Raw genomic sequence first — 24794 nt, 5'->3', positions numbered from 1 at the left:
TCTTAGTCTGCGTTCCTAAAGGTGATCAAGGCTCTTGCGCTTTTGTTCTGCAGATATTACTATTTTACTGGCTGCTGTCCAGATCTTCTTTAAAAAGGGGGAGATGGATTTCGGCTGTTGTGCCGGAGCCCATCCTGCTTGTAATCGAGAGCCTGCCTTTATGCTGCTGGATAATCTGCTCTGTAATCATCAGACCGAGGCCAGTACCTGATTCCTTTGTGGTAAAAAAAGGTTTTTTGATATTTTGCAAAAGTTCTTCGGGCATTCCGCATCCGCTGTCTTCGATTAAAATTCTTGCTTCACCAGTGCTGGTCTGTCTGCATGAGATCTTTACAACACCGCCCTCCGGCATAGCGTCGATGCTGTTTTGGACAAGATTGATGCATGCCTGCTTCAGCTTGCCGGTGTCGCAAAGGACAGTTCCGCATCCAGGAAGAATATCCTTCAAAAGGTGCACATTTTTATAATGTGCCTCAGATTCAAACAGGAGCGCTGTTTCATTTAGCAGCGGTTCCAGCGGCTGAGGCTTCATGTTTGGTGTGTGCGGTTTGGACAGATATAGAAATTCATTAATAATTCCGTTCATCCGCTCCAGTTCTGAATGGATGATTGAAATATATTGCCTATAGTCATTCTCCTTTTCACCAATCATTTGTATAAATCCTGATATAACGGTTAATGGATTTTTAATTTCATGGGCGACGCTCGCTGCCATTTCACCGGTGACCTTCAGTTTTTCAGAATTCCGCAGATACTCTTCCAGCTTTTTCTTCTCAGTAACATCCCTTATGACCATCGATACTGCAAAAATTTTATGCTGAGCATTATAGACAGGGGATACGGTCGCCTCTAGCACGCTCGGCTCATCACTGACACCCGGAAAGGAAAGTTCAGCTCCGGAAATACTGCGGCCAAGAAGCGCCGAATCCAGCATATCCGAGATTTTACCATTTTCATCCGCTATGATGGTTTCAAGGCTGTCCCCAGGCTCTGGAGCTGTGGAGTGAAACAGCAGGGAGAAACTGTTATTCATTCTTAGAATCCTTTTTTCTGCATCTGCAATTACAATGGAATCGCTGGTATTGTCAAAAAAAGCGTCGATATAGGATCTGGTCGATTCCAGGTCTTTCCTTGCAGCCATTTCGCTTCTCTCTGCTTTTTCCCACAGCCTGTTCGCGTGTTTGATCATGAAAAACAGCAGAATGCTTGTGAGCAGGGCAAAAAGGAGGATATAAGGCAGGTCCTCAGGGCCGGACATTTCTGCAATTAAATGTCCATTTGCTGCATTCAGGATGATAAGGGCTGCAGCAGCCAGCGAGGTGGAAATGCCAAGCGCAAGATAACTCTGATAAAAGGCTGATAAAATGATCCCGAACACCAGAAAAATATAATTGACCAGATAAGGAAGCTGCAGGTTCAGGTAAAACAGATAACTGTATATACTGGCCAGGATTACAATCATCATGAAGTGAGGCTTTGGCTTAAGATAATAGAGGCCGGTGAGCAGCAGGCAAAAGCCAAGGCCGACAGGCGGCCACAGCAAATCATAGCGCTGATCGACCAATGTGTAAAAAGCTGTATCGATTATGTAAAACAGCCAGAGCAGCTGTATCAAAAGCAGATTCCGGCTTTCTATCAGGCTTGTTTTGTTCATGCTTAGGGTGCCTTTCGGTTAGTATATTAACCAATTTTATCACAATTTGTCAGATTTTGTTGAGCGACTTTCATGTCTAACAGAAAAAGACATACAGTAAGCCTGTATTAAGCTTCTGTATGCCTTTCGCAATTGATTTGTATCTTTATTTTCCAGTAACCACAATATTTCCATCCAAAAGGTCTGCATGCAGCTGTGTGCATGATGGATCTTCCAGAATAAAGTCCGCAATTTTGTCTTCCAGCTGCTCCTGGATTGCCCTTCTAAGCGGACGGGCTCCAAACGCCGGATGATAGCCAAGCTCGGCCAGTTTTTCAACTGCTTCATCAGTAAAAGTCAGCAGCATATCCTGTTCTTTGAGTGCTGTATTCAGCTCTTCCAGCATCAGCTGCACAATTTTCAGCAGGCTGTCTTTTTCAAGCTGTTTGAACTCTATGATGCTGTCGAATCTGTTCAGGAACTCAGGCTTGAAGAAACTGCCCAGAGAATCAAGAATTCCTGATTCCTTGACAGCTTCGCTGCTGCCGAAACCGACCTTGATTTCCCTGTGTCCTGCACCGGCGTTGCTTGTCATGATGATAACAGAATCCTTAAAGCTGACGGTCCTTCCCTGGCTGTCTGTCAGGCGGCCGTCTTCGAGAATCTGGAGGAACATATGCTGTACGTCAGGGTGGGCTTTTTCTATCTCATCCAGCAGAATGATGCTGTATGGATTCCTCCGCACCTTCTCAGTCAGCTGGCCTGCTTCATCATGGCCGACATATCCCGGAGGGGAACCGATAATTTTTGAAATGCTGTGTTTTTCCATATATTCGCTCATATCAAGCCTGATCATGCTGTCTTTAGAGCCGAAGAGCTCTTCAGCAAGTGTTTTTGTCAGTTCGGTCTTACCAACACCGGTTGGTCCGACAAATAAGAAAGAGCCGATTGGGCGGTTTTTGGATTTTAATCCAGCTCTGCTTCTGCGTACTGCCTTTGCGACCTTTTTAACAGCTTCTTCCTGGCCGATCACTTTTTCGGAAAGGGATTTTTCAAGGTTCTTCATCTTGGATTGTTCATCCTGCTGAATTTTGCCGACCGGAATGCCGGTCTTTCTTTCAATGATCTCCTGGATATGTCCCGCTTCCACTACCGGCCTCTTTGCCGAATCATTGTTCAATGCTATTTCAAGCTTGATTTCCTGTTCACGGAGCTTGGCCGCTTTTTCATAGTCTTCTTTCTTCAGGACTTCTTCTTTGGCAGCTGATATTTCAGCCAGCTTCTGCTCGATTTCTTCCCCTGGTGTATATTCTGCTGTCAGATTGATTTTTGATCCTGCTTCATCCAGCAGATCTATGGCTTTATCCGGAAGAAATCTGTCCTGTATATATCTGCTTGATAGAGTGACGCATGCCGACAGCGCCTCTTCCGAATAGGTGACTTCATGGAAGTCCTCATATTTGGACTGGAGGCCTTTCAGGATTTCTAAGGCTTGTTCCTGTGTTGGCTCCTGAATGTGAACAGGCTGGAAACGCCTTTCAAGCGCAGGGTCTTTTTCAATCTGGCGATATTCTTTTAAAGTTGTCGCACCGATTACCTGAAGTTCGCCGCGGGCAAGAGCAGGCTTCAGGATGTTGCCGGCGTCCATGGAGCCTTCGGCGGATCCTGCTCCGACAAGAAGATGGATTTCATCAATGAACAGGATAATATTTTTCCTTTCCTGCAGCTCTGTGATAAGCTGTTTCATCCGTTCTTCAAACTGTCCGCGAATGCCGGTATTGGCAACAAGCGAAGCGACATCAAGAAGATAAACTTCTTTATTCAGCAGTTTGCGGGGTGCTTTCTTTTCAGATATTTTCAGTGCCAATCCTTCTGCAATGGCAGTTTTCCCGACACCGGGCTCTCCGATCAGTACTGGATTATTTTTATTTCTCCGATTGAGTATTTCAATGACACGGTCAATTTCTTCATCCCTGCCAATGACAGGATCTATTAAGCCTGCATTGGCTGCATTGCTCAAGTTCTTGCCAAACTGTTCAATAAAGCCGTTTGGCTTTTTGCCTGGCTGCTGTTTCATTCCCTTGCCGGCACTAGCTTCACCGGCGCCCATTTGTTTGAACAAGTCTTCCATGCCGGAAGCCTCGAAGGGATTCTGGTAACCGAAGGAAGCGTTCATTTTTTGCTTTTCGGTCTGATAGCAGCTGCTGCAGAGATGTGTTTCTATTTTATTTCCATTTATATTAAACCTTAATTGGATGGTTGCCTGGTTTTGTTGACATTTTTCACAGTTCATCAATCAATGCCTCCTATATGTTGACTTTGACTATCTTTGACTAACTTTGATTTTATTATACTTTGACCTTATTTGACTTTCAAGCGATAAGACTTGGCAATTTAAGCCAAAGGAATGAATTGTTTTGAAAAGCTCGTCTTTGTTGGAAAAGCCGGTCATATACATGAAGGGGAGGAGGCGGTTTCGTGAAAAATTGGACTGGAGCCTTGCAGATTGCTGCTGTCTATGTCGGTACAGTAGTCGGGGCGGGTTTTGCAACAGGCAAGGAGATAGTAGAGTTTTTTACCCGGTTCGGGTTTATCGGGCTGATCGGAATTCTGATGAGCGGATATATATTTATTATGCTGGGAACAAAGCTGATGAGGATCTCAGCACGGATACATGCAAAGTCCTACCAGGAGCTGAATGATTATCTGTTCGGCAGATATTTCGGAAAAGTGATCAATGTGCTGACATTAATTATGCTCCTTGGCGTATGTGCTGTCATGCTGTCAGGCGCAGGAGCTGTATTTCAGGAGCAGCTTGGATTGTCCAAGCTCTCAGGGGTGCTTGCAACAATCATATTATCGGTGGTTGTAATGATTCTCGGCATTAAAGGGCTGTTTGCTGTGAATTTGTTTGTAGTGCCTATGATGATTGCCTTCAGTTTTATCTTAATGTTCATTTCTATAAAGCTCCCGGGCTTTAAGGAGCAGATGCTGTTCATTCCGTTTGCGGAGGATGGGTGGAAAGCTGTAGCAGCGCCATTTTCCTATACCGCGCTCAATCTGGCCCTGGCACAGGCGGTGCTGGTGCCTGTTGCAGCTGAAATAAAAGATGACCGGACCATCAGGATGGGAGGGTATATCGGAGGGGCGGCATTGACCATCATCCTTTTATCAAGCCATCTGACTCTTGTAATGCTCCCTAACCTGGAAGTATATGAAATACCAATGGCAGTCATCATGAAAAATCTTGCATCCGGTTTTTACGGCCTGTTTGTACTGGTCATTTATGGAGAAATTTTTACCTCAATAATAGGAAATATTTTCGGGCTGGAGAGGCAGATAAGGCAGTATATTTCAATCCCGGCCATCTGGTCGGTCGGGGGAATTTATCTAATTACCTGTTTAATCAGCATGATAGAATACAGTACACTGCTTTCCTATCTTTATCCGATATTCGGATATGTCAGCATTCTATTTATTGTCCTGCTCTGGATAAAACCTGCAGAAGAAAAAGAAGCATGAAAAAAAACAGGCCGATGAGGTGTTTCATCGGCCTGTTTTCCTTATTTCTCTGCTGAAATGGTTTTTGCCATTTGAATAAAAGCATCAGTGTGATCAGCATCATTTTTTGTGTAGATGCTCAGCTTTAGGGGCTGTCCACCGTTTTTAATCAGGTATACCGCTGCTTTATCTTCTTCTGAAGCTGCTTCGTAAATGATTGCATCCTGCAGGAATTCATCATCAGAAGCCTCCGCAGATTGCACCTCACTGCTTACCGCTGTCAGCTGGGATTTTGCGTTCTCTTCAGCCATTTCCCAATCTGTATCTTCCGGCAGCAGCTCAATCCTCATGAATACTTGATCATTATCTGTCAGATAGAGTACATCTTTATTAGGCTCTTCAGCTGTCAGTTCGTATGAAGGAAGGACATACATAGAATAATTCTGGTTGTCGCTTTTTTCAAGGACTGCAGTTTCTTCCATCGTTTCTCCATTCACCTGGTATGACAGGGATTTTTCCTGCTCCATTTCAGAGCTGCCTGTCTCCTCGTTTTCTTCTCCTTCAGACTGATCATCCGTCTGCTCTATGTCTTCACCATTTGAATTGTCACCGGTTTCCTGGGTGCCGTCTGTTGTTCCCGCTGTTTCTTCTGTATTGGTTCCATTGTCTTCACTTCCTGTGTCCTCTGTAGTCCCGCACCCGGCAAGTGCAAGTGAAAGGATCCCTGTAGCCAGCAATAGTTTTTGAAGTGTGTTCATTTTGGCATTCCTCCTGTATGTCATGCAGTTTTATAATAGAGTAGACGATGTTATCTGCAGAAAGTTACAAATTTTGCTGATTTCATCAGTTGAATGGCAAGATAATAAAAATCAATAGATCGAATATGAGATGAGAGACAATGACCAGGGGCAGGCTTTTCTTCCAGGCATACAGATATCCCCAGAACAGCCCGGCTGCAAATGCTGCAAGGGCAAGGACCGGATAGCCGGAATAGAAATGGACGGAGGCGTAAAGCAAAGCAGCTGATATCACTGCCCATCCTGGTTTTATGTAGCTTTGCAGGCGTTTTTGGACAAAACCCCGCCAAAAAATTTCTTCGCCCGGAATGATGATAAGGATCATGACGATATATTGCCAGATTACTTCCGGGGAAAGCCGGCTGTACAATCTCCCGATTTGGCTTGCGAATGGCAGGTTCAAAATCTCTATCAGAAAATGGCCTGTCCAGAATAATCCATAGAGGAGTACCCCGGAAACTGCTCCAAAGAAAAGGTAAGATCGGAAAGAAGCCTCATCCTCCACTTCTTCTGCCATAATTGAATAGCTGATCAGAAACAGCATGGAAGCGGTGAATATATACCAAAATACTGCCCTGTCCTGAAAAGTGAAAAACAGTAACAAATGGGCAATCATGATCCCCAGGATCAGTTTTATATCAATTGAGCCAATTTTCATTCATGATCTCCTTTCAGCCAGGTGGAAAATATAAATGCGGGTTTACGGTGCAATGCTTCTTGTGCTGTATAATCAGTAAGTAAGCTGTTGGCTCGTACAATTTATTGGTGTTCTAACAAACCAATCACTATTTTATCAAAAAATGAAAGTACTCTGCTACTACTTTTGTTCATACAACTGTTTTGTAACAGCATACAGGAGGGAAAAAGATGCGAAAAGCACTAATTTTAGGCGCTACCGGCTTGACAGGGGGCCATCTTTTGGAGCTGCTCCTGGGCAGCGGCCAGTACTCACAAATAAAAGTGATCAGCAGACGCCCGCTCAGCATAGAACATCCTAAACTGACGGTATACATTGGGGGCTTCAGCAGTCTGGAGGAGATGGGGGATGCCTTCAAGGCTGACGATATATTCTGCTGTATTGGCACAACGATTAAGAAGGCGGGAAGTAAAGACGCTTTTCGGGAAACCGATTTAGAGTATCCCTTAAAGGCGGCCCATCTTGCACAAGAAGCAGGTGCAGCCAGATTCCTGATTATATCGTCAATGGGGGCCGACCCGGATTCTAAGTTTTTTTATAATAAGGTAAAAGGACAGATGGAAGAACAGCTTAAGACACTGAATGCTTTCAGCCTCCACATTTTCCGGCCGTCCCTTCTTGTCGGCGATAGGGCGGAGTTCAGGCTGGGGGAAAAGGCCGGCGAGGTTTTCTTAAGGGCGGCAGGGCCGTTTATGAAGGGAAAGCTTCAAAAGTATAAATCCATCAAGGCATTAGATGTGGCAAAAGGGATGGCAGCGGCCGCAATCCGTGATAAGGAAGCCCGCAAGGCTGCAATGATATATGACTCGGATGAAATAGCCCGCCTTGCAGGCAAATAAAAAAACTCCGCCTGGCAGCGGAGTTTTATTTACTTTTTATTATAGCAGCGCTTACATTTTACGATTAGAATACCGATTCTTTAATGACTTTATAGTTTTTATGGTTAACAACAGTCCTTTGCTCCAACTCAAGATCACGATAGTCATCCATGTATGTAAGATCGACAATCACCGAATTTTCGTTCACTTTTTCAACTATGCCCTTCAAGCCTTCCCTGAATTCAATCACGTTTCCGACTTCTGCTTTCTTCATACATCCTCTCCCTCTCCCGTGTTTGTTTCTTCTCTAAAAGCTTATTAACATTTTGCACTACTTTTTGAATTTCGTAAAGAATTTTGAACATTTTTAACTGAAACTTCCATTTTTCGGATTGAAACATAAGGGTATTCCATAACTGTGCTTCTGCAAGTATTTCCGTGGAAATTCTTATAGTAATTTGGTATACAGTAAGTATGTGAAAAGGAGGTATTGGCTTGGAACAAAACTTGGTGAATGAATTGCTAGATAAGCTCAAAAACGGTGAACTTGCGGAGTACTATGTAAAAAAGGAAGACTTCCTTGAGTTTCGCAGGGTGCTTGTCAGCCGCCCGGACTTTAAGCATTTCCGCGGCATTGGCCAGCGGGGCGGAGATGTATTGTATCAATATCTATCTGAGCCCCGCAGCTGAAGGCTCAATATAAATAGGAAGGGAGTCGATGGAGCAATGAAGTTTAAAGACAGGACAGTGTTCATAACCGGTGGTGCAAATGGGATTGGCAAGGGCATTGCCAAGTCATTTGCTGAAGAAGGTGCAAAGGTAGTTATTGCAGATATAGCCGAAAAGGAAGGGGCTGAGCTTCAGGAGAAGCTGGTATCCGAAGGCGGGGAAGCCTTTTTTGTGTATACGGATGTGAGAGATGAAAGAAGCGTTATAACTGCAATGGAAAAGACAGCCGCTCAGTTTGGAACTATAGACATCCTTATCAATAATGCCGGGATTTCAAAGTTTATTTCATTTACGGAGATGACATTGGATGAATGGGATGAGATCCTCCAGACTAATTTGCGGAGCGTTTTCCTCTGCAGCAGGGAAGCAGTGAAGCTGATGAAAAGTGGAGGCTCAATCGTAAATATGGCTTCGACCCGGGCGTCCATGTCTGAGCCTGACACAGAGGCTTATTCTGCATCCAAGGGAGGGATCACGAGCATTACCCACGCTTTGGCAAGAACCTTGGCAGGCAAGGGAATCAGGGTTAATTCCATCAGCCCGGGCTGGATTGAAACAAAGCATTATGATGAATTGCGGGAAAAGGACCATAAGCAGCATCTTTCAGGAAGAGTAGGTAAACCGTCTGATATAGCACGCTGCTGCCTCTACCTTTGTGATCCGGAAAACGATTTTGTAACGGGCGAAAACATCGTGGTCGATGGGGGAATGACCAGGAAAATGATGTACGAGGAATAGCAGGATTCCTTCTAGTTTTTCCGCAGCAGCAGGATGCTGAAAATGAAAATAGTCCCAACGAAAATCAGGCAGCTTAAGAGATGGGAAAACATATGAAGCCTCCTCAAGTGGTTTATTCCATCATATAGGTGATTCATAATGTTTCCGTTGCATGAACGTAAAGTTCCAGTAAAAAAACTCCAGCAGAATGCGCTGGAGTTTTTTATCTTGATTTGTAAGAGCCGGCAGCCTTTCTGGCATACTCTTTAAGCTGCTGGATAATCTCAAGGCTTTTTTCGCTGCCTTCTGCAGATACGAAGCCATAGGTGCTGCTATTCCATTCGTGCTTTTGCCATACCGGCTCACCGGTCATGGTGATAAGAGAATCGTTAATGATGAAAGACATTTCCATCAGCAGCTTTTTTTCTCTTACCGGAAGGTCCATGGAAGCCTTGAAACGCAGGCCGTTCGGGCTCAAATCCATTATCTCCGCTGTGCCTGGCCTTGCCTCAACCGGTTTATCGTCAATTTTTATAATCCTGAAGGACCCATGGAGCGGCTTAGGGAATTGAAACCGGAACGGCTCATCCCGTTTATATCTCATATGATCACCTTCATATATTTGTTTGTTAATTCTTGTAAGTTTATTGAATCACCAGACCGCCTTTTTTGCAACCATTTTCTCTGCTGAGTCTATTTCTTCCAATCACTTGCTATGCTTGTATAATTTCATGTTATATTTAAAAAGACAAAATATTAGAATAATAGAGGTGTGCAAATGCTTGATCAAATAGAAAAACTGAAAAGAGAAATAGGAAAGGTGATTGTCGGCCGGGATAAAGAAGCAGAATTGCTGGTGATTTCGCTCATCTTCAATGGCCATGTGCTTCTTGAAAGTGTGCCTGGAACAGGCAAGACACTCATGGCAAAAACATTCGCTGAAACATTTGGAGGAAAGTTCTCGCGGATTCAATTTACACCGGACGTACTTCCGAGTGATATTACAGGAATCCAATTTTTCAATCCGAAAAACCATGAATTTGAGTTCCGTCCAGGGCCCATCCTTGCCAATATTGTACTTGCTGATGAAATAAACAGGGCTACCCCGCGGACACAGTCAAGCCTGCTTGAGGCCATGGAGGAACGCCAGGTAACGATTGACGGACATACATTCAGGGCGGAAGAACCCTTTATGGTCATTGCGACGCAGAATCCGGCAGAGTCGCAGCAAGGGACCTTTCCGCTGCCGGCAGCACAGCTTGACCGCTTTTTCATGAGGGTTAAACTGGGCTATCCCAGCCTTGAAGAAGAAAGGATGATAATAAAGGGAAAAAGGAGGCAGTCAGCTGCCGTAAAACAGGCTGTAAGCCGGCAGGAACTCGCTTTATTGAGGGAGGCAGCAGCACAGATACATATATCGGAAGAGCTTGAAGGTTATCTGCTCGAAATTGTCAGGAAAACGAGGGAAACCCCTGCCATCGAACTTGGGGTCAGCCCAAGGGGGTCGCTTGCCCTGCTGAGGGCTGCAATCGGTGCTGCACTGATAAAAGGCAGAAAATATGCCGTCCCGGAGGATATCAAGGAAATGGCTCCATATGTGCTGGCACATAGAATCTATCTTACCGCCGAAGCATCCCTTACAAGCACAGAGGAAGAAGTGATCAAAAAAGTTATACATTCCGTTGAAGTCCCTGTTGAAGCAGGTGCCCGCTAGAATGGAGTGGAAAAAGTATACGGTCGAAAACAGGTCCTTGCAGATTATGTCTGCACTTGCCCTGCTGCTGGTTTTGCTTAGCCTTTATCTGACCTCGGCAATTTTGTTCCTGATGTCCAGTTTGTTTTTTTGTGTCCTCCTTGCCAATAATTATTATTTGAAGAAAATGGGGGAAGGAGTCGAATTTGAAAATAAAGCTGTCAGGAAACGGATGTTTATTGAAGAGCATCATGAATGGGAGCTGGATTTTGTAAATAACGGACTTCCCATTTTGAATGCACGGCTCTACGTCTATTTCGATGATATTGTAATCCCCTTGAAAGGGGTTCAGCAGCCGAGATTTTCAAAGTACGAGCTATCCATCCCATTCACTCTTCCAAGAAAAGGGGAATATTCAGTCCGGATTCCATTTTCAGCCGGCAGGAGGGGGCTTGCGAAAATCCGCAGCATGGAGCTTCGGATTCCCCATTTCTTCGGTTTTGGCGAGACAGTGCTGGAATACAGGACAATGATCGCCCAGGAAGCGCTCATCTATCCGAAAAGGCTGCCTTTAGAAAACAAAGAACAGTTTGTATCAGCAAAACCAGGAAATGAGGCTGCCAGGCATACACTATTTCAGGATGTTTTGTCTCCTGCCGGCACGAGGAATTACGTGCCCACCGACAGCTTCAATCAAATTCATTGGAAAGCAACGGCAAGGAGCCGGAGCATCCAGACCAAGGTATATGAAAATGTTTCTGAAAAAGGCCTGCTGCTTTCTCTGAATCTTTCCGAAGGATACTCCATTACTCCGAGGCTTGAGGAGCTTCTGAGCTGTTCGGCCGAGCTTGCATACACAGCTGTAAAAGAAGGGATTCCCTTTGCGGTTTGCATGAATATCCGGACAGCAGGACCCGTCCCTTTTCAATATATTCCCGCCGGGACCGGAAAGGCGCATCTCCAGAAGGTGCTGGAAAGCTTTGCGGTTGCAGGCTATCATTCTGTCCTGTATCCATATGACAAGATGGCTGCCCATTATACAAGGCATTTTGCCCTGCAGCCTTATATTATCCATGGAGGCTTAAAGCCGCAGGCTGGAGATAAGTATTTTAAAGAATTGGAACAGAAAGGTTTTACAGTGCTCGAAATGCAGCTGCTGGAGCAAAAAGCCTGGATAAAGCCGTTTCCGAAACCCATTCATAAAGAGGTGATTTAATTGCCCGGAATCAAATGGCATCCCTATATGACGCTCATTTCGGAGGCTGCTCTTGCAAGCATGCTGCTCTGCCCGGTGTTTATGCCCTCAGGCGACATGCTGCCGGTGTTATATTCGTTTTCTCTCCTGGCATCATCAGCCGTGCTGTATTTCTTCCTGCTGAATGCCGGCGGCAGCAGAGGGAGCCTGCTGTTTTTTGCCGCTGTACTGCCTTTTATATTCATTGCTGGAACCCTTCTGGGCTTCTCCTGGTTCGCACTGCTATGTTTCGGGGTACTTGTATTCTGGAGGACAGAAGCTGCCTATAAAGACCCTGAAGGAAGTTCTGACAGCAATCTCTTCCTGCTGGTTTTCGCGGGAGGCTTTGCCGTTATCCTGGCGGCTGTTTTCCTGGATCGCACATGGATTGGCAAGTTGGTTTGGATGGTCGTCCTGCAGGAAGCCTTTATTATTGTAGCAGGATTTTTTTCAAGATTGGCTGCCTCCGGAACTTCCCGGAAAAACAAAGGGCTTCTGATTCGTGATTTTGTACTTGCCATGCTGGGGGTTTTTGCAATTGGAGCGGCGGCTGTGGCTGCTATTCCCGCTGTCACCGGGCTGTTCTTTTCTATGATGAGGGGCGTTGCTTATCTTTTTGGCGCAGCTGCATCCCCATTTTTCCAATGGGCCGAAAAACGCGACTGGAGCGTTTCTTTAAATGAAGAGCCTGAAAGCCAGGATCAGCAGCTGGGTGAGAGCAGGGAACAGCCTTTAATGGAAGAACAGGGCCAGGGATTTGAAATGGTGCTGGCAGCAGCTGCTGCAGCCAGTCTTATTTTTATCATGTACTATCTATATAAAAAAAGAAAGAAAACTTCCGGAAATGCGATGCAGGATAAAGAGAAATCATATATCACTGTCGAGCGGGAGCCTGGCAGTAATGGAGGCATGGACCGCGGAAAAAAACGGACAGAGGCGCCTTTAGACCTTGTCAGGAGGGAGATATACCAGCTCGAATCATACAGTGATAAACTGCAGCTCGGCAGAAGGCAGTCCGAAAGCTTTCCGGAGTGGATGAACAGGATCGGCCTGCATGTTGACCCCATTACCAGCAGCATATATGAAAAAGTAAGATACGGAGAAAAGCTGGCTGATGCCGCTGAAGCTGCTGCTTTTCTAAAAGAGATTGCCTTATTGAAAAAAGATCTGAAGCGGATCCATTTGCATCTTGTTAAGGAAGGGGAACTATCTTCAGCGAGGTTTCTTGGCATTTTCCAAAAAAAGCAGCTGAAAGGACGTAAATCCTAACATCTAAAGAAGCCTCCGGCATATAAATCTAAAAAGCACGGAGGAGGCGGCGGAATGGAATTAACAAAACAAGAACGTCTGAACAGGATCGTGGATCTTGCAGATTCAATACTGGAGCAGCTGGTCGAAGACCGGACTGAATTCAGGGCGAAGGATTTGAAGCAGGCAGCCGAACTGCTTGCAAGATGCGTAAAAGAAATCGCTAAGCTGCAGTCCCATGGGACAGGGAACACCCTATATGAATATGAGGCTGCCATTAATAAGCTGAGAGTAAGTTATAATATCCTCTTTTTGGGTAAAGAAAAGAAAACAATGCCAAATGAAAGCGTTTCATAAAAAAAATACCTGCAAATCCTTAAAAAATAAGGCATTAACGTTGTCTAAGACGGGAGGAAATGCTATTCTTTTTTTGAGATGTTGGTTGTCTGATGACTTGAAAAAAAGGCGACTAAACTATACTTAATTTCATACATGAATAAACCATAGATGGAAAAAATACTATTGCGTAGATAAATAACTGCAATATGTACTGGCGCTTTTGGCCTGTTCCATTTAGAACGGGATGCGGCTTTTATGGGCGTTTCCGGCAACTGCTTAGTCGTTTTGGCATAAATCGGTTAGATTAAGTTAGTAGGCAACAAACTCATATACATCTTGCTATAATTAATTAATTCTAAAGGAGACTGATCTCAATGGTTGAAAAACAATTCAAAGTAACGGCTGAAACTGGAATCCATGCTCGTCCAGCTACATTATTGGTTCAAACTGCAAGCAAATTCGATTCTGATGTGCATTTAGAATATAAAGAAAAAAAGGTTAACCTAAAGTCAATCATGGGTGTTATGTCTCTTGGTGTCGGCCAGGGCGCTGATATTAAAATCATTGCTGAAGGAAACGACGAAGCTGAGGCTGTAAAAGCACTTGAAGACACTCTAACAAAAGAAGGACTTGCTGAATAATGAGCTTTCTACAGGGAATTGCAGCTTCAAGCGGCATTGCGATTGCTAAAGCATACCGTTTGGTAGAACCTGATCTGTCTTTCAGCAAAAAGACGGTTGAGGATGCAGACAATGAAGTCGGCCGCTTTCAGCAGGCTTTGGCCACTTCCAAATCAGAGCTTGAGGCCATCAGGGAGAAAGCGGAAAAAGACCTGGGCGCAGATAAAGCGGCCATCTTTGATGCACATCTCCTGGTACTCAGCGATCCGGAATTAATATCACCCATCGAAGACAAGATCAAGACAGAAAAAGTGAATGCTGAACAGGCATTGAAGGAAACAGCTGATATGTTCGTCAGCATGTTCGAACAAATGGACAATGAGTATATGAAGGAACGCGCAGCAGACATCCGCGATGTCACCAAGCGTGTGCTTTCTCATTTGCTTGGAGTCCAGGTCGTCAACCCTAGCATGATTGCCGAAGAAGTGATCATCATTGCAGAAGACTTGACGCCATCTGATACTGCGCAGTTGAACAGGCAGTTTGTTAAAGGGTTTACAACTGATATCGGCGGAAGGACGTCCCATTCAGCCATCATGGCCCGTTCAATGGAAATACCTGCGGTTGTCGGCACTAAGACAGCTACAGAGGAAATCCAGAATGGCGATATGGTGATTGTTGATGGTCTTACCGGCCAGGTTCATGTAAATCCTACACCTGAGGCGATTGAAAGCTACAAAGAGCAAAACGCTGCCTTTGAAGCACAGAAAGCTGAATGGGCAAAGCTTGTCAACGAAAAGACGGTTTCTGCCGACGGCCATCATGTAGAACTGGCAGCCAATATCGGAACGCCTAAGGACCTTAAAGGAGTCATCAATAATGGCGGTGAGGCTGTAGGCCTCTACCGTACAGAATTCCTTTATATGGGCAGGGACCAGCTTCCGACAGAGGAAGAGCAGTTTGAAGCCTATAAAGCTGTCCTTGAAGGGATGGAAGGAAAGCCTGTTGTTGTCCGTACACTGGATATCGGCGGGGATAAAGAGCTTCCTTACCTGAACCTGCCGAAGGAAATGAATCCTTTCCTAGGCTTCCGTGCGATCCGCCTTTGCCTCGAAGAACAGGATATCTTCCGTACGCAGCTGAGAGCCTTGCTGAGAGCGAGCTCTTACGGCAATCTGAAGATCATGTTCCCAATGATCGCCACTCTGGATGAATTCCGCCAGGGGAAAGCAATCCTTGAAGAGGAAAAGCAAAAGCTTTCATCTGAAGGCGTGAAAACAGCTGACAAGATTGAGCTTGGCATCATGGTCGAAATTCCATCGACTGCGGTCCTTGCCGATCAGTTTGCCAAAGAGGTTGATTTCTTCAGCATCGGCACGAACGATCTGATTCAGTATACAATGGCAGCTGACAGGATGAATGAAAGGGTATCTTATTTATACCAGCCATATAATCCGGCTATTCTGCGCCTTGTAAAAATGGTGATCGATGCAGCTCATAAAGAAGGCAAATGGGCTGGCATGTGCGGTGAGATGGCAGGGGACGAGACTGCCATTCCGCTTCTGCTCGGCCTCGGTTTGGACGAGTTCTCCATGAGTGCCACTTCCATACTGAAAGCACGCTCGCAAATTCTTCGCCTGTCAACGGAAGAAATGAAAGAGCTTGCCGAAAAGGCGCTTCAGATGGGGACTGCAGAGGAAGTAGTGGCAGCTGTTAAGCAGGCCACACAAAAATAAAAACTTTTTTAAAAAAAGGTTTTAACGGGATAATCACGGGGTATATGCAGAGTAAGCACTTAAGCAAGATGTAAGTAAGCTGATCATTCTCATTTTCCCCCCTTACTGACCGACTGGCAATGCCAGTCGGTATTTTTTTGTCCATAAACCTCCGCCATAGGAGGAGAAAGCATTCAGACCAGAGGATGAGAAAAATCCATCCTCTTGATTGTTACTCATCCGTTTCCAGGTTTTTATAATTAAAACATAAGAAACGGAAGGATGCTGATAAAAATGATTAGCATGATCATCAGCTTTTTTATTCAGGATAGATATCGCCAATTGAAAGAAAAACAGAGGAATGAACTGTATATTTCACAAAGCCCCTTTTTAAGCAGGGTCCTCCATTGAGCCGGACAGAGTGCCGGCAGGATGCCTGATGCACAATCTGTGTAATTTGCCTGTATATTCTGTATAATGTTGCTATAACTACATGTACAGGAGGCTGACTAATGGAATTGAACCTAAAAGGAAAAACAGCGCTTGTCGCTGCTTCCAGCCAGGGGCTGGGAAAGGCAATCGCAAAGGCGCTTCTGCAAGAAGGCGCGAATGTTATGCTGGCAAGCAGGGATGAGGGAAAGCTGAAGGAAGTTAAGTCAGAGCTTGAGAATCTGGGCGGTGAGGTAGAGTTCATACGTGCAGACGTCACTTCTGAAAACGATATAAAGAATATGGTGAAAGCTGCAGCTGAACGTTTTGGAGGAATCGATATCCTGGTTAATAATGCAGGAGGCCCTCCTTCCGGCTCTTTTGAAACTCTTTCAGATGAAGAATGGTTCCAATCTTTCGAACTGAACCTGCTCTCATATGTGCGAAATATAAGGGAAGCACTGCCGTACTTGAAGAAAAACGGCGGGAAAATCATCAATATTGCCTCTTCCTCCATTAAAGAGCCGATTCCTGGCCTTGTGCTTTCCAATACATTCAGGACAGGGATAGTCGGGCTTTCCAAGACTTTGGCACAGGAATTTGCTCCATACGGCATCCTTGTGAATACACTGGCTCCGGGGAGAATTGACACGGACAGGGTGAAGCATCTGGATCAGGTGAATGGGGAAAAAGCGGGTGTCTCACCTGAGGAGATGAAGGAGAAATCAGAAAAATCCATCCCGCTCAATCGCTATGGGACTCCTGAAGAGTTTGCAAAAGTTGCCGTTTTTCTGGCTTCGGATGCAAATAGCTATATGACAGGAAGTTCGTTTCTTGTGGATGGGGGCATGGTTAAATCAATCTAAAGAAAAAGCCGGGAGAGAATCCCGGCTTTTTGATTGGTCTGAAATGACGGAATTTCCCTTTTTTAAAAATTTGCGTTTAAGACAGCAGACTATAGGAAATGGTAATGGCAAGGAGGTGTGTTTATGAAACTATTGATGCCGCTCCTCTTCCTATTGTCTGCGGCCATCTTGCCAGGCTGCATGCCTGCAGACGACAAGGCGATTGTAAACAAGCATGCAGAAGCTTATTTGACGAACCAGAATGAGCTTCAGTTCCGCTTTAAGCTTAACAGCCAGATCTTAAGCGGGGAAGAGCTGTTCAAGGTAAAGGTATTAATACATAACCAAAAGCTTGCAAAGGCGCTCGGTACAAAAGAAATCATTTACGGCGCAGAATCTGTTTATGATGGAGAGTATATGGAAGCTGAAGAAAATGGCGAAGAGAAAATGGTTTATATGGAACCAATCCCTCTTAAGCAAGATTTGCTCTCCTCGGATATTGAAAGGATGATCTCCATGGATCAGGCTGTATCGGTCGAAGTGTATAATGATCAAAAAGTCATTGCGGAAGCATATCTGACTAACTTTTCAACACAATTTTAGGGTTTGCGGTCCCATATAGCGGGTAAAGAGCTTTACGCGCATAAAATTGGGGATAGGCCGGGCAGGAATTGCCCGGTCTTTTGTCATTTAACAGAACAGAATGTGTCAGGGCTTCTGCAAAGCTGATTTTATGCCAATATGCTACAATCTAAATGCAGATATAAGCAGAGAGGGGAATGAAAATGGTGTCACCTGAAAAAACAGCCATCGGCTTCATTGGTACAGGGGTTATGGGGAATAGCATGGCTAAGAACCTGATTGCGGCAGGCTATTCACTGGCTGTGTATACGAGAACAAAGTCCAAGGCGGAAGAGCTTTTGGAACTGGGCGCAAAATGGGCAGAATCCCCCCGGAAGATAGCCGAAACGTCTGATATCATCATTACAATGGTCGGCTACCCGAAGGATGTGGAAGAGATTTTTCTTGGGGAAGAAGGCTTGATTGCTCATGGGAAAAAACATACATATTTGATTGATATGACAACATCTACTCCGACTTTAGCCAAAGAAATCTTTGAAAGAGCCCGTCAGAAGGGGCTGAGAGCCATTGATGCACCTGTCTCAGGCGGCGATATCGGCGCGCGGGAAGGCAGGCTGTCCATCATGGCAGGCGGGGAAAAGGATGACTTTGACACTTTGCTTCCTTTGCTGGAGGTGCTTGGAAGCAATATTGTCCACCAGGGACCGGCTGGAGCGGGCCAGCATACGAAGATGTGCAATCAAATTGCCATTGCATCCAATATGATCGGTGTCAGTGAAGCGATTGTCTATGCAGAAAAGGCAGGGCTTGATCCAGAGACAGTGCTGAAAAGCATTTCTGCAGGGGCAGCCGGCAGCTGGTCGTTGTCCAATCTGGCACCAAGAATGATTGCAGGGAACTTCGAGCCGGGATTTTACATAAAGCATTTTCTGAAAGATATTTATATCGCCCTGGAAGAAGCAAGGAAAATGGGCATGGATACTCCCGGACTTGCTCTCTCGGAATCGCTCTACAGGGAGCTTGCTGAAAAAGGGGAAGAAGACAGCGGAACACAGGCCCTGTACAAGCATTGGAACAAATAAAGAAACTTAAGGCCAGGATGGTGCAGCAAGGAACCCGCAGTCTAAGGACTGCGGGTTTCTCCAATTCTACCTGTCCAGCCTGCCAAGATAGGCTTCAAGCCTATCCAGCCCTTCTTTAAGCGTATCCTTCGAATAGGCAAAGGAAAGGCGGAAATAACCTTCTCCTAACTCCGAAAAAGAACTTCCGGGAACGAAAGCGACTCCTGCCTCGTTTACAAGCTTCAGGCAAAAATCAAAAGAAGTAATATTCTTCTCCGGAATTTTGACGAAAATGTAGAAGGCGCCGTCCGGTTTGACAACGTCCAGCCCCATGTTTACCAGGCGGCCGTACACATAATCCCTTCTTGACAGATACTCTTCCCTCATCGGAACAGCATCATCGATTCCCTCTGTCAGAGCCTCCAGGGCGGCCATCTGGGAGATGGAAGAAGCACAGGTAACATTATACTGGTGGACCTTGAGGATATGCTTTGCTATGGCTTCCGGCGCAAACAGCAGGCCGATTCTCCAGCCTGTCATGGAGTGGGATTTAGAGAGTCCGTTAATGACGATCGTCTGCTCCCGAAGCAGGGAGGAAATCGATGTATGAGGCCTGCCATAGTTCAGCTCGCTGTATATTTCGTCGGCCAGTATAAAAATGTCCCTGCCTTTTACAAGGTCCGCTATTTCTGCCAATTCTTCATCGGTGAGGCTGACGCCGGTCGGATTGGAGGGGTAAGGCAAAACAATGCAGCGGGTCTTCGGGCTGAGATGCCTGCGGATAACTTCTGCAGTAAACCGGAACCGGCTGTCCCTTATATCGGCGTGTACCGGCACGGCACCGCACAGTCTTATAATCGGCTCGTACCCAGGATAGACCGGCCCGGGGAGGATCACTTCGGCTCCTTCCTCAAGAATGGTTCGGAACGCAATGTCGATCGCTTCGCTGGCGCCAGTTGTCACAATCACTTCATTTTCAGCATTATAATCCATCTTGTATTTTTGCCGGACAAAAGAGGCAGCCGCTTCTCTCAGCCTAATATCACCGGCATTATGGGTGTAGGATGTAAAGCCGCTGTCAATCGCTTTTATTGCAGCATCCCTGACATGAAGAGGGGTAGGGAAATCAGGCTGTCCAATGGTGAGGGAAATCATGTCCTTCGTCCCTGCAACCATATTAAAGAATCTCCTGATGCCTGATATTTCAATTTGCTGCACGTTTTTATTGATCAAATGTTCCAAAATATGTACCTCCTACAGAAAGTGCTGGAGAGAAGATGATGCCCAGCTGTGGTATTCAATAGCAATATTTTATCAGATTTAATGAATTGTAACCATGCAGGCTGTTTCAGATATTTAGCTTCGGGGTAAAAGGTTGTGGTTCGATATTCCAATTATGGCTTATTTAAGGAAAAAACAGCTATTGAATATCGGCAGGGAAACCTTTAACATGAAATTGATAATGGTAAGGGAGGTATTTTGGTGGAGGCAGCATTTGAAAAACAGAATTATTCAGAACCAAAGGAGTATGGGGGTTTTTGGCTCAGATTCGGGGCCTACCTGATTGACGGCATCATAGTGGGAATTCCAATCGGCATTATAACAACGATCATCTTTGTCGTCTTTCTCGGCACCTCAGATTCAGTCATGTCCTCATTCACTGACCCGGCCTATATGGAATCCGGAGAGATGACAGAGGCAGAGACTATAGACTTTATCAGCCGCTACTTCGGGGCGCTGCTGCTGACATTACTGATCGGCACTGTAATCGCGGTAGCATATTTTGCAGGAATGCACGCATCTAAATGGCAGGCGACTTTAGGGAAGAAGCTTGTCGGCCTGAAAGTAACAGACCTTCAAGGGAACAGAATTACTTTCTGGAGAGCGCTTGGCAGATATATGGCACAAGCCTTTTTATCGCAAATTTTGCTGATTGGCTATATTTTGGCAGCTTTTACGGAAAGAAAGCAGGCTCTGCATGATATGATTGCCGGCACTGTTGTTGTAAGAAATTGAGAATGATAATGCTGGGGAAAAGGTGGCGCAAGCAATTGCGGCTGCCTTTTTTTTTAGGGAAAAAGGATTTTATGAGTAAGCTGATGAATGTATTAACTAGTAAGAGGAGGTGCATCTCAGGTGAAGAAACAAGATTTGATAGAACATAATGAAAGTATTTCAGAATGGGTTCTTTCTCTGGAAGAAGCGGGTGATGAGGCATGGCTTGCACCGACAGCCGAGGGTAAATGGCCGCCGGCTGCTATTGTCAGCCATATGCTGTTCTGGGATCAATATTCCTTAACTGAAAGGTTTCCGTACTTTGCAGAAGGGGCTAAGCTTCCCGGCTTTCCTGATTTTCAAAAGATCAATGATGAAGCAGAGGCTTACGCCCTGAGCGGGACCGCCAAAGAGGAGATTCTCCGCCGGTTTGCCGAAACGAGGGCCAGAATCATTCAAATACTTGCAGGCCTGGAAGAAAGCGACCTGGATAAGGAATTCTTCATTGGCGGCAATAAACTTTCGGCAAGAGAATATTTCATTGATTTTGCTGAACATGATCTGCACCATAAAGAGCAGGTGGAGCAGTTCTTGAATGCCCGAAGCAGCTGAGCCTCCCAATAGCCAAAGGAGATCAGCCCCTTCGCTAATGGTGTGAGCTCTTCAATCTGAAAAGATAAAGCCCAGCCATGCCGGCCATCAGTTCTTCCAGTGATTCCTGCTCATAATGATGGACCCAATGAAAAAGGGTTCCGAAGAAAGAGTTGACAATCATCTGCGCAAAGGGCTCCGCATCTATGGAGCTGGAAAACTCGTTGGATTCCTGGCCTTCCTTAATCATGCTGGCCAGGAACTCCTTGAAAAATCCGGTCATTTTGAGCTCAGAATGCTGAAAGTCTTTCTGAACCGTCATTATATGAAAAATAGATAGCAGCAGATTCGGGCCGTATTCTTCATTGACGGCTGCCATTTTGCTGAAGAGCGCCATAAACGCCGCCTCGATGCTTGTACAGGATTCGTATTCCGATTTAAAATCCTTCAGCACAGCTATTTGATGTGATCCAATTGCGTGCAGCGCCGCTTCTTTGGATGTGAAATAATTAAAGAATGTCCCTTTGGCAACCCCTGCATGATTGCTGATTTGCTGAACGGTCGTATTTTGAAATCCCTGCTTTTTGAATAATTCGATCGCACTGTCAAATAAAAGCTGTTTTGTCTGTTCTTTTTGTTCCTTCCTCCTCATCGTTCCCCACCTTTAAATTAATTCCTGTCATTATACCATATTCGTCCTGAATAATTATTGAAAAACTTAAATTAATATGAGCTGTGTTTCCTTGTAAATTAATTGTAAAAAGAAAGGTATTTTGTACTAAGAGATTGAATATATGATGGGTGGAGAGAGGGGGATAAAAGAGAAAGAGGCTCTGCAGCCTGTTTACCGGCAAGTCAAGCAGGTATACAATGAAACTGGGAAAAGAAAAAGAGAAATGAAAAAAGAAAAAAGGGGTTGTAAGGATGCCTGCACTGGAAAAGAAGCAGACAGCTAAGGCAGGAAGCGGCATAAGCCCATGGAAGCTGTATTTCACACTTCCTGTTATATCCTGGGCTTTATACGATTTTGCCAATACGATATTTTCATCCAATATCAATACTATTTTCTTTCCGTTTTATCTGGATGAAGTGGTCGGAACGAGCGAAGTGCTCGATCAGATTGCCAGCACTTTTATCTCTTATTCAAACGCAGTAGCAAGTTTCTTTTTAGTTTTATTTTCACCGCTGTTCGGTGTCATGATCGATAGGACCGGAAGAAAGAAGAAATACATTGTCATATTTACGCTCATTTCCGTGGCGGCCATCATCCTGATGGGAGTTTTTGCAGGAAGCAGCATGGACAGTACCCTATTCGGGCTGCCAATGTCCCTGGCGCTTGTAGTGGTTTCCTTTGTGATAGCCAAGTTCTTCTTCCATTCCAGCCTGGTTTTCTATGATTCTATGATTACGGATATAGGGACCAAGGAGAATATCCCTCTCATTTCCGGCTTTGGTGTTGCTGTCGGCTATATCGGTACTTTAGTAGGGCTCACTGTCTATCCTTTTATAGGAGATGACAATTTTCATGAAGCCTTCATTCCTACCGGGATTTTATTCCTTGTATTTTCCCTGCCGCTATTCTTTTTTGTAAAAGATAATCCGAAGCCTGCGGCTAAATTAAAGAAAGAATCTTTTTTGTCGGGATACAGGGAAATCTATCAGACTTTTAAAGAGATGAAGCTGTATAAACCGGTCTTTACCTTCATGATTGCTTATTTCTTTTTGAATGATGCGATAGCTACAACCATTGCCATGATGGCTATCTATGCAAAGGCAATCATTGGCTTTTCCACCGGCCAATTCATCCTGCTATATCTGGTGTCCACCTTATCAAGCATCATCGGTTCATTTGTTTTCGGGTATATCACGAAAGCAAAGGGAGCGAACAAGGCTGTCAAATATGTCGGCATATTGCTTCTGGCAGCCCTTATCATAGCCACTTTTGCTGTCAACGAAGCGATGTTCTGGGCAGCCGGCAGCATGTTTGGCATTTCCCTGGGAGCCATGTGGGTGACAACGAGGACCTATATTGTTGAGCTGACACCCGAGGACAAAAGAGGCCAGTTCTTTGGGCTGTTTGCTTTTTCCGGGAAGGTTTCCTCCATCATCGGCCCTTTCCTATACGGCAGCATCACACTCATTTTCGCGGACTGGGGAGATACTGCCAGCCGTATGGCTCTTGGATCACTCATGATTCTTACTATCATCGGCCTTATTGTCCATTCAAAGATCCAGCAGCCAGATGAGGTAAAGCAGGGTTGATATCCGGAATGCTAAACTGAGACGTTTTCTTGCCGATATAAAGAATGAGACCAGTTTTTTTGAAGAGGGCAGGAGATTAAAATGGAATCTAATAATGGTATTTTGCTGGAAAGCGGCACAAATGAACTTGAAATCGTCGAGTTTACAGTTGGAGGCAATAAATTCGGAATCAATGTCATCAAGGTGAAGGAAATCATCAATCCTCTTCCTGTTGTGCAAATTCCGCGTTCACACAAAAATGTAGAGGGAATCATTGAGCTGCGCGGAGAGGTGCTTCCAGTCATCAATGTAGCGGAAGCTCTCGGGCTTGCCGCGGGCGGGAGTCCGGAAACCGATAAATATATCGTGGCAGAATTCAACCAGCAGAAGGTTGTATTCCATGTCCAGAATGTTACCCAGATCCATCGGATATCATGGGATAAAATTGAGAAGCCGTCAGAACTGTACCAGGGAGCTGAAAGCCAGATCATCGGGGTCGTTAAGATAAATGGCGGCATGGTATTATTGCTCGACTTTGAAAAAATAGTCGTCGATATCAACCCTGAATCAGGAATCAATGTCCAAATGGTGCAAAAGCTTGGTGATAGGGAGCGCAGCACCAAGAGGCTTATTGTTGCAGAAGATTCTCCCCTTCTCCGGAAGCTTCTGCACGATACCCTGGCGGAAGCAGGCTTTCAATACGTGGAATTCTTCGAAAATGGGCGGGATGTACTCGAATATCTCCAGAATCTGGAAATTGATGGGAAGAATCTCAAAGAAGAAGTCCAGCTGGTCATAACGGATATAGAGATGCCGCAGATGGACGGCCATCATTTAACAAAGCGGATCAAATCAAGCCAGTCCTTCGGGGAGCTGCCTGTGATTATATTCTCTTCGCTGATTACGGATGATCTGCGCCATAAGGGGCAAATGGTAGGGGCAGATGCCCAGGTGAGCAAGCCGGAGATTGCTGAGCTCGTTTTATTGATCGATAAACATGCATTATGATGGGAAACAAAAAAGACATCTGCGGATGTCTTTTTTGTTTGCGCAGGACTTGGTGCTTTGGTCCGTGCCTTTATTGAGCGAGGTTTTTCCGCTTTTCTGCAGCTCCGGGCGCTAGCCCCTCGAGTCATAAGCCACTCCAGGATTGAAGGCAAAGAACGCCTTCTATCCTGGAGCGTTTTATGCTTGTCGGGGCTGAGCAAGCGCCCTCCGCTTTTCGATTTGTCCAGCTCCGGGCGCTAGCCCCTCGAGTCATAAGCCACTCCAGGATTGAAGGCAAAGAACGCCTTCTATCCTGGAGCGT

The 24794-nt window shown here is 45.3% G+C and carries 25 protein-coding genes; 17 read left to right on the top strand and 8 right to left on the bottom strand.

Translation table 11 applies throughout. The annotated features are described in order from the left end of the window. Window positions 1-64 precede the first annotated feature (64 nt). A complete protein-coding gene (locus RBB45_RS17755; protein ID WP_101550746.1) occupies window positions 65-1654 on the bottom strand; it encodes a two-component system sensor histidine kinase NtrB in 1590 nt (529 codons plus the stop codon). Between the two features lie 145 nt (window positions 1655-1799). Next, window positions 1800-3926: an ATP-dependent Clp protease ATP-binding subunit gene (locus tag RBB45_RS17750; RefSeq protein WP_009794274.1), complete on the bottom strand. Its 2127-nt coding sequence runs from the start codon at window positions 3924-3926 to the stop codon at window positions 1800-1802. Window positions 3927-4111: 185 nt separating this feature from the next. On the opposite strand from RBB45_RS17750, the gene RBB45_RS17745 reads away from it, so the two are divergent. Next, complete coding sequence (locus RBB45_RS17745; RefSeq protein ID WP_009794275.1) at window positions 4112-5155, top strand: YkvI family membrane protein; 1044 nt, start codon at window positions 4112-4114, stop codon at window positions 5153-5155. Window positions 5156-5196: 41 nt separating this feature from the next. Here RBB45_RS17745 and RBB45_RS17740 read toward each other — a convergent pair whose 3' ends face one another. Beyond that, a complete protein-coding gene (locus RBB45_RS17740; protein WP_022543651.1) occupies window positions 5197-5892 on the bottom strand; it encodes a hypothetical protein in 696 nt (231 codons plus the stop codon). A gap of 85 nt (window positions 5893-5977) precedes the next feature. Further along, entirely contained in the window at window positions 5978-6589 is a 612-nt protein-coding gene (locus RBB45_RS17735; protein ID WP_306010040.1) for a CPBP family intramembrane glutamic endopeptidase, read from the bottom strand. Window positions 6590-6798: 209 nt separating this feature from the next. Between RBB45_RS17735 and RBB45_RS17730 the strand changes: the two genes are divergently transcribed. Further along, complete coding sequence (locus tag RBB45_RS17730) at window positions 6799-7467, top strand: NAD(P)H-binding protein (protein WP_148950206.1); 669 nt, start codon at window positions 6799-6801, stop codon at window positions 7465-7467. Between the two features lie 64 nt (window positions 7468-7531). Here RBB45_RS17730 and RBB45_RS17725 read toward each other — a convergent pair whose 3' ends face one another. Next, window positions 7532-7720 (bottom strand): YkvS family protein, encoded by a 189-nt coding sequence (locus RBB45_RS17725; RefSeq protein ID WP_009794279.1) that lies wholly within the window; start codon window positions 7718-7720, stop codon window positions 7532-7534. A gap of 221 nt (window positions 7721-7941) precedes the next feature. Between RBB45_RS17725 and RBB45_RS17720 the strand changes: the two genes are divergently transcribed. Further along, entirely contained in the window at window positions 7942-8136 is a 195-nt protein-coding gene (locus RBB45_RS17720; protein ID WP_094768855.1) for a hypothetical protein, read from the top strand. A gap of 36 nt (window positions 8137-8172) precedes the next feature. Beyond that, window positions 8173-8913 (top strand): SDR family NAD(P)-dependent oxidoreductase, encoded by a 741-nt coding sequence (locus RBB45_RS17715; protein WP_094768856.1) that lies wholly within the window; start codon window positions 8173-8175, stop codon window positions 8911-8913. Between the two features lie 202 nt (window positions 8914-9115). Here the strand turns inward: RBB45_RS17715 and RBB45_RS17710 are convergent, their stop codons facing one another. Next, the gene (locus tag RBB45_RS17710) at window positions 9116-9496 is read right to left on the bottom strand and encodes a PilZ domain-containing protein (RefSeq protein ID WP_094768857.1); all 381 of its coding nucleotides are present in this window, start codon (window positions 9494-9496) and stop codon (window positions 9116-9118) included. A 174-nt stretch (window positions 9497-9670) separates the two neighbouring features. Between RBB45_RS17710 and RBB45_RS17705 the strand changes: the two genes are divergently transcribed. The 9 genes from RBB45_RS17705 (at window position 9671) to RBB45_RS17665 (ending at window position 18679) form a co-directional block, all read left to right on the top strand. Then, entirely contained in the window at window positions 9671-10606 is a 936-nt protein-coding gene (locus RBB45_RS17705; RefSeq protein WP_148950207.1) for an AAA family ATPase, read from the top strand. Between the two features lies 1 nt (window position 10607). Next, window positions 10608-11801 carry a DUF58 domain-containing protein gene (locus RBB45_RS17700; RefSeq protein WP_148950208.1) on the top strand — a complete coding sequence of 398 codons (1194 nt, stop codon included), beginning with the start codon at window positions 10608-10610 and terminating at the stop codon, window positions 11799-11801. Beyond that, the gene (locus RBB45_RS17695) at window positions 11802-13088 is read left to right on the top strand and encodes a hypothetical protein (protein ID WP_306010039.1); all 1287 of its coding nucleotides are present in this window, start codon (window positions 11802-11804) and stop codon (window positions 13086-13088) included. 54 nt (window positions 13089-13142) lie between these two features. After that, the gene (locus tag RBB45_RS17690; RefSeq protein WP_306010038.1) at window positions 13143-13424 is read left to right on the top strand and encodes a hypothetical protein; all 282 of its coding nucleotides are present in this window, start codon (window positions 13143-13145) and stop codon (window positions 13422-13424) included. 356 nt (window positions 13425-13780) lie between these two features. After that, window positions 13781-14047: a phosphocarrier protein HPr gene (locus RBB45_RS17685; RefSeq protein WP_009794289.1), complete on the top strand. Its 267-nt coding sequence runs from the start codon at window positions 13781-13783 to the stop codon at window positions 14045-14047. Then, window positions 14047-15762, top strand: a complete 1716-nt coding sequence (gene ptsP, locus RBB45_RS17680) for a phosphoenolpyruvate--protein phosphotransferase (protein WP_009794290.1) — start codon at window positions 14047-14049, stop codon at window positions 15760-15762. The genes RBB45_RS17685 and ptsP overlap by 1 nt, the downstream gene beginning before the upstream one ends. Window positions 15763-16253: 491 nt before the next feature. Then, window positions 16254-17036 carry an SDR family oxidoreductase gene (locus tag RBB45_RS17675; protein WP_009794292.1) on the top strand — a complete coding sequence of 261 codons (783 nt, stop codon included), beginning with the start codon at window positions 16254-16256 and terminating at the stop codon, window positions 17034-17036. 123 nt (window positions 17037-17159) lie between these two features. Continuing rightward, entirely contained in the window at window positions 17160-17618 is a 459-nt protein-coding gene (locus tag RBB45_RS17670) for a hypothetical protein (RefSeq protein ID WP_224950129.1), read from the top strand. A gap of 182 nt (window positions 17619-17800) precedes the next feature. After that, entirely contained in the window at window positions 17801-18679 is an 879-nt protein-coding gene (locus RBB45_RS17665) for an NAD(P)-dependent oxidoreductase (RefSeq protein ID WP_306010070.1), read from the top strand. Window positions 18680-18745: 66 nt separating this feature from the next. Here the strand turns inward: RBB45_RS17665 and RBB45_RS17660 are convergent, their stop codons facing one another. Next, window positions 18746-19900: an aminotransferase A gene (locus RBB45_RS17660; RefSeq protein WP_009794295.1), complete on the bottom strand. Its 1155-nt coding sequence runs from the start codon at window positions 19898-19900 to the stop codon at window positions 18746-18748. 240 nt (window positions 19901-20140) lie between these two features. On the opposite strand from RBB45_RS17660, the gene RBB45_RS17655 reads away from it, so the two are divergent. Both RBB45_RS17655 and RBB45_RS17650 read left to right on the top strand, forming a co-directional pair. Beyond that, on the top strand, window positions 20141-20674 hold the full coding sequence (locus RBB45_RS17655; RefSeq protein ID WP_022543656.1) for an RDD family protein: 534 nt from the start codon (window positions 20141-20143) through the stop codon (window positions 20672-20674). A 120-nt stretch (window positions 20675-20794) separates the two neighbouring features. Beyond that, a complete protein-coding gene (locus tag RBB45_RS17650) occupies window positions 20795-21265 on the top strand; it encodes a DinB family protein (protein WP_306010037.1) in 471 nt (156 codons plus the stop codon). A gap of 34 nt (window positions 21266-21299) precedes the next feature. Here RBB45_RS17650 and RBB45_RS17645 read toward each other — a convergent pair whose 3' ends face one another. Then, window positions 21300-21896 (bottom strand): TetR/AcrR family transcriptional regulator, encoded by a 597-nt coding sequence (locus tag RBB45_RS17645; protein WP_009794298.1) that lies wholly within the window; start codon window positions 21894-21896, stop codon window positions 21300-21302. A gap of 272 nt (window positions 21897-22168) precedes the next feature. On the opposite strand from RBB45_RS17645, the gene RBB45_RS17640 reads away from it, so the two are divergent. Both RBB45_RS17640 and RBB45_RS17635 read left to right on the top strand, forming a co-directional pair. Next, on the top strand, window positions 22169-23506 hold the full coding sequence (locus RBB45_RS17640; RefSeq protein ID WP_094768864.1) for an MFS transporter: 1338 nt from the start codon (window positions 22169-22171) through the stop codon (window positions 23504-23506). Between the two features lie 81 nt (window positions 23507-23587). After that, the gene (locus RBB45_RS17635; protein WP_306010036.1) at window positions 23588-24493 is read left to right on the top strand and encodes a chemotaxis protein; all 906 of its coding nucleotides are present in this window, start codon (window positions 23588-23590) and stop codon (window positions 24491-24493) included. Window positions 24494-24794 lie beyond the last annotated feature (301 nt).

Source organism: Bacillus sp. MMSF_3328 (assembly GCF_030733525.1).
Lineage (GTDB): Bacteria > Bacillota > Bacilli > Bacillales > Cytobacillaceae > Bacillus_AB > Bacillus_AB infantis.
The sequence above is the reverse complement of the archived record's forward strand: the minus strand, read 5'-3'. Positions and strand labels throughout refer to the sequence as shown.

Bases quoted from the DNA above. Each gene is read 5' to 3' on its own strand.
- RBB45_RS17755 (WP_101550746.1), bottom strand. From the start codon at position 1,654: ATGAACAAAACAAGCCTGATAGAAAGCCGGAATCTGCTTTTGATACAG.
- RBB45_RS17750 (WP_009794274.1), bottom strand. From the start codon at position 3,926: ATGAACTGTGAAAAATGTCAACAAAACCAGGCAACCATCCAATTAAGG.
- RBB45_RS17740 (WP_022543651.1), bottom strand. From the start codon at position 5,892: ATGAACACACTTCAAAAACTATTGCTGGCTACAGGGATCCTTTCACTT.
- RBB45_RS17735 (WP_306010040.1), bottom strand. From the start codon at position 6,589: ATGAAAATTGGCTCAATTGATATAAAACTGATCCTGGGGATCATGATT.
- RBB45_RS17730 (WP_148950206.1), top strand. From the start codon at position 6,799: ATGCGAAAAGCACTAATTTTAGGCGCTACCGGCTTGACAGGGGGCCAT.
- RBB45_RS17725 (WP_009794279.1), bottom strand. From the start codon at position 7,720: ATGAAGAAAGCAGAAGTCGGAAACGTGATTGAATTCAGGGAAGGCTTG.
- RBB45_RS17715 (WP_094768856.1), top strand. From the start codon at position 8,173: ATGAAGTTTAAAGACAGGACAGTGTTCATAACCGGTGGTGCAAATGGG.
- RBB45_RS17710 (WP_094768857.1), bottom strand. From the start codon at position 9,496: ATGAGATATAAACGGGATGAGCCGTTCCGGTTTCAATTCCCTAAGCCG.
- RBB45_RS17705 (WP_148950207.1), top strand. From the start codon at position 9,671: ATGCTTGATCAAATAGAAAAACTGAAAAGAGAAATAGGAAAGGTGATT.
- RBB45_RS17700 (WP_148950208.1), top strand. From the start codon at position 10,608: ATGGAGTGGAAAAAGTATACGGTCGAAAACAGGTCCTTGCAGATTATG.
- RBB45_RS17690 (WP_306010038.1), top strand. From the start codon at position 13,143: ATGGAATTAACAAAACAAGAACGTCTGAACAGGATCGTGGATCTTGCA.
- RBB45_RS17685 (WP_009794289.1), top strand. From the start codon at position 13,781: ATGGTTGAAAAACAATTCAAAGTAACGGCTGAAACTGGAATCCATGCT.
- ptsP (WP_009794290.1), top strand. From the start codon at position 14,047: ATGAGCTTTCTACAGGGAATTGCAGCTTCAAGCGGCATTGCGATTGCT.
- RBB45_RS17675 (WP_009794292.1), top strand. From the start codon at position 16,254: ATGGAATTGAACCTAAAAGGAAAAACAGCGCTTGTCGCTGCTTCCAGC.
- RBB45_RS17670 (WP_224950129.1), top strand. From the start codon at position 17,160: ATGAAACTATTGATGCCGCTCCTCTTCCTATTGTCTGCGGCCATCTTG.
- RBB45_RS17665 (WP_306010070.1), top strand. From the start codon at position 17,801: ATGGTGTCACCTGAAAAAACAGCCATCGGCTTCATTGGTACAGGGGTT.
- RBB45_RS17645 (WP_009794298.1), bottom strand. From the start codon at position 21,896: ATGAGGAGGAAGGAACAAAAAGAACAGACAAAACAGCTTTTATTTGAC.
- RBB45_RS17640 (WP_094768864.1), top strand. From the start codon at position 22,169: ATGCCTGCACTGGAAAAGAAGCAGACAGCTAAGGCAGGAAGCGGCATA.
- RBB45_RS17635 (WP_306010036.1), top strand. From the start codon at position 23,588: ATGGAATCTAATAATGGTATTTTGCTGGAAAGCGGCACAAATGAACTT.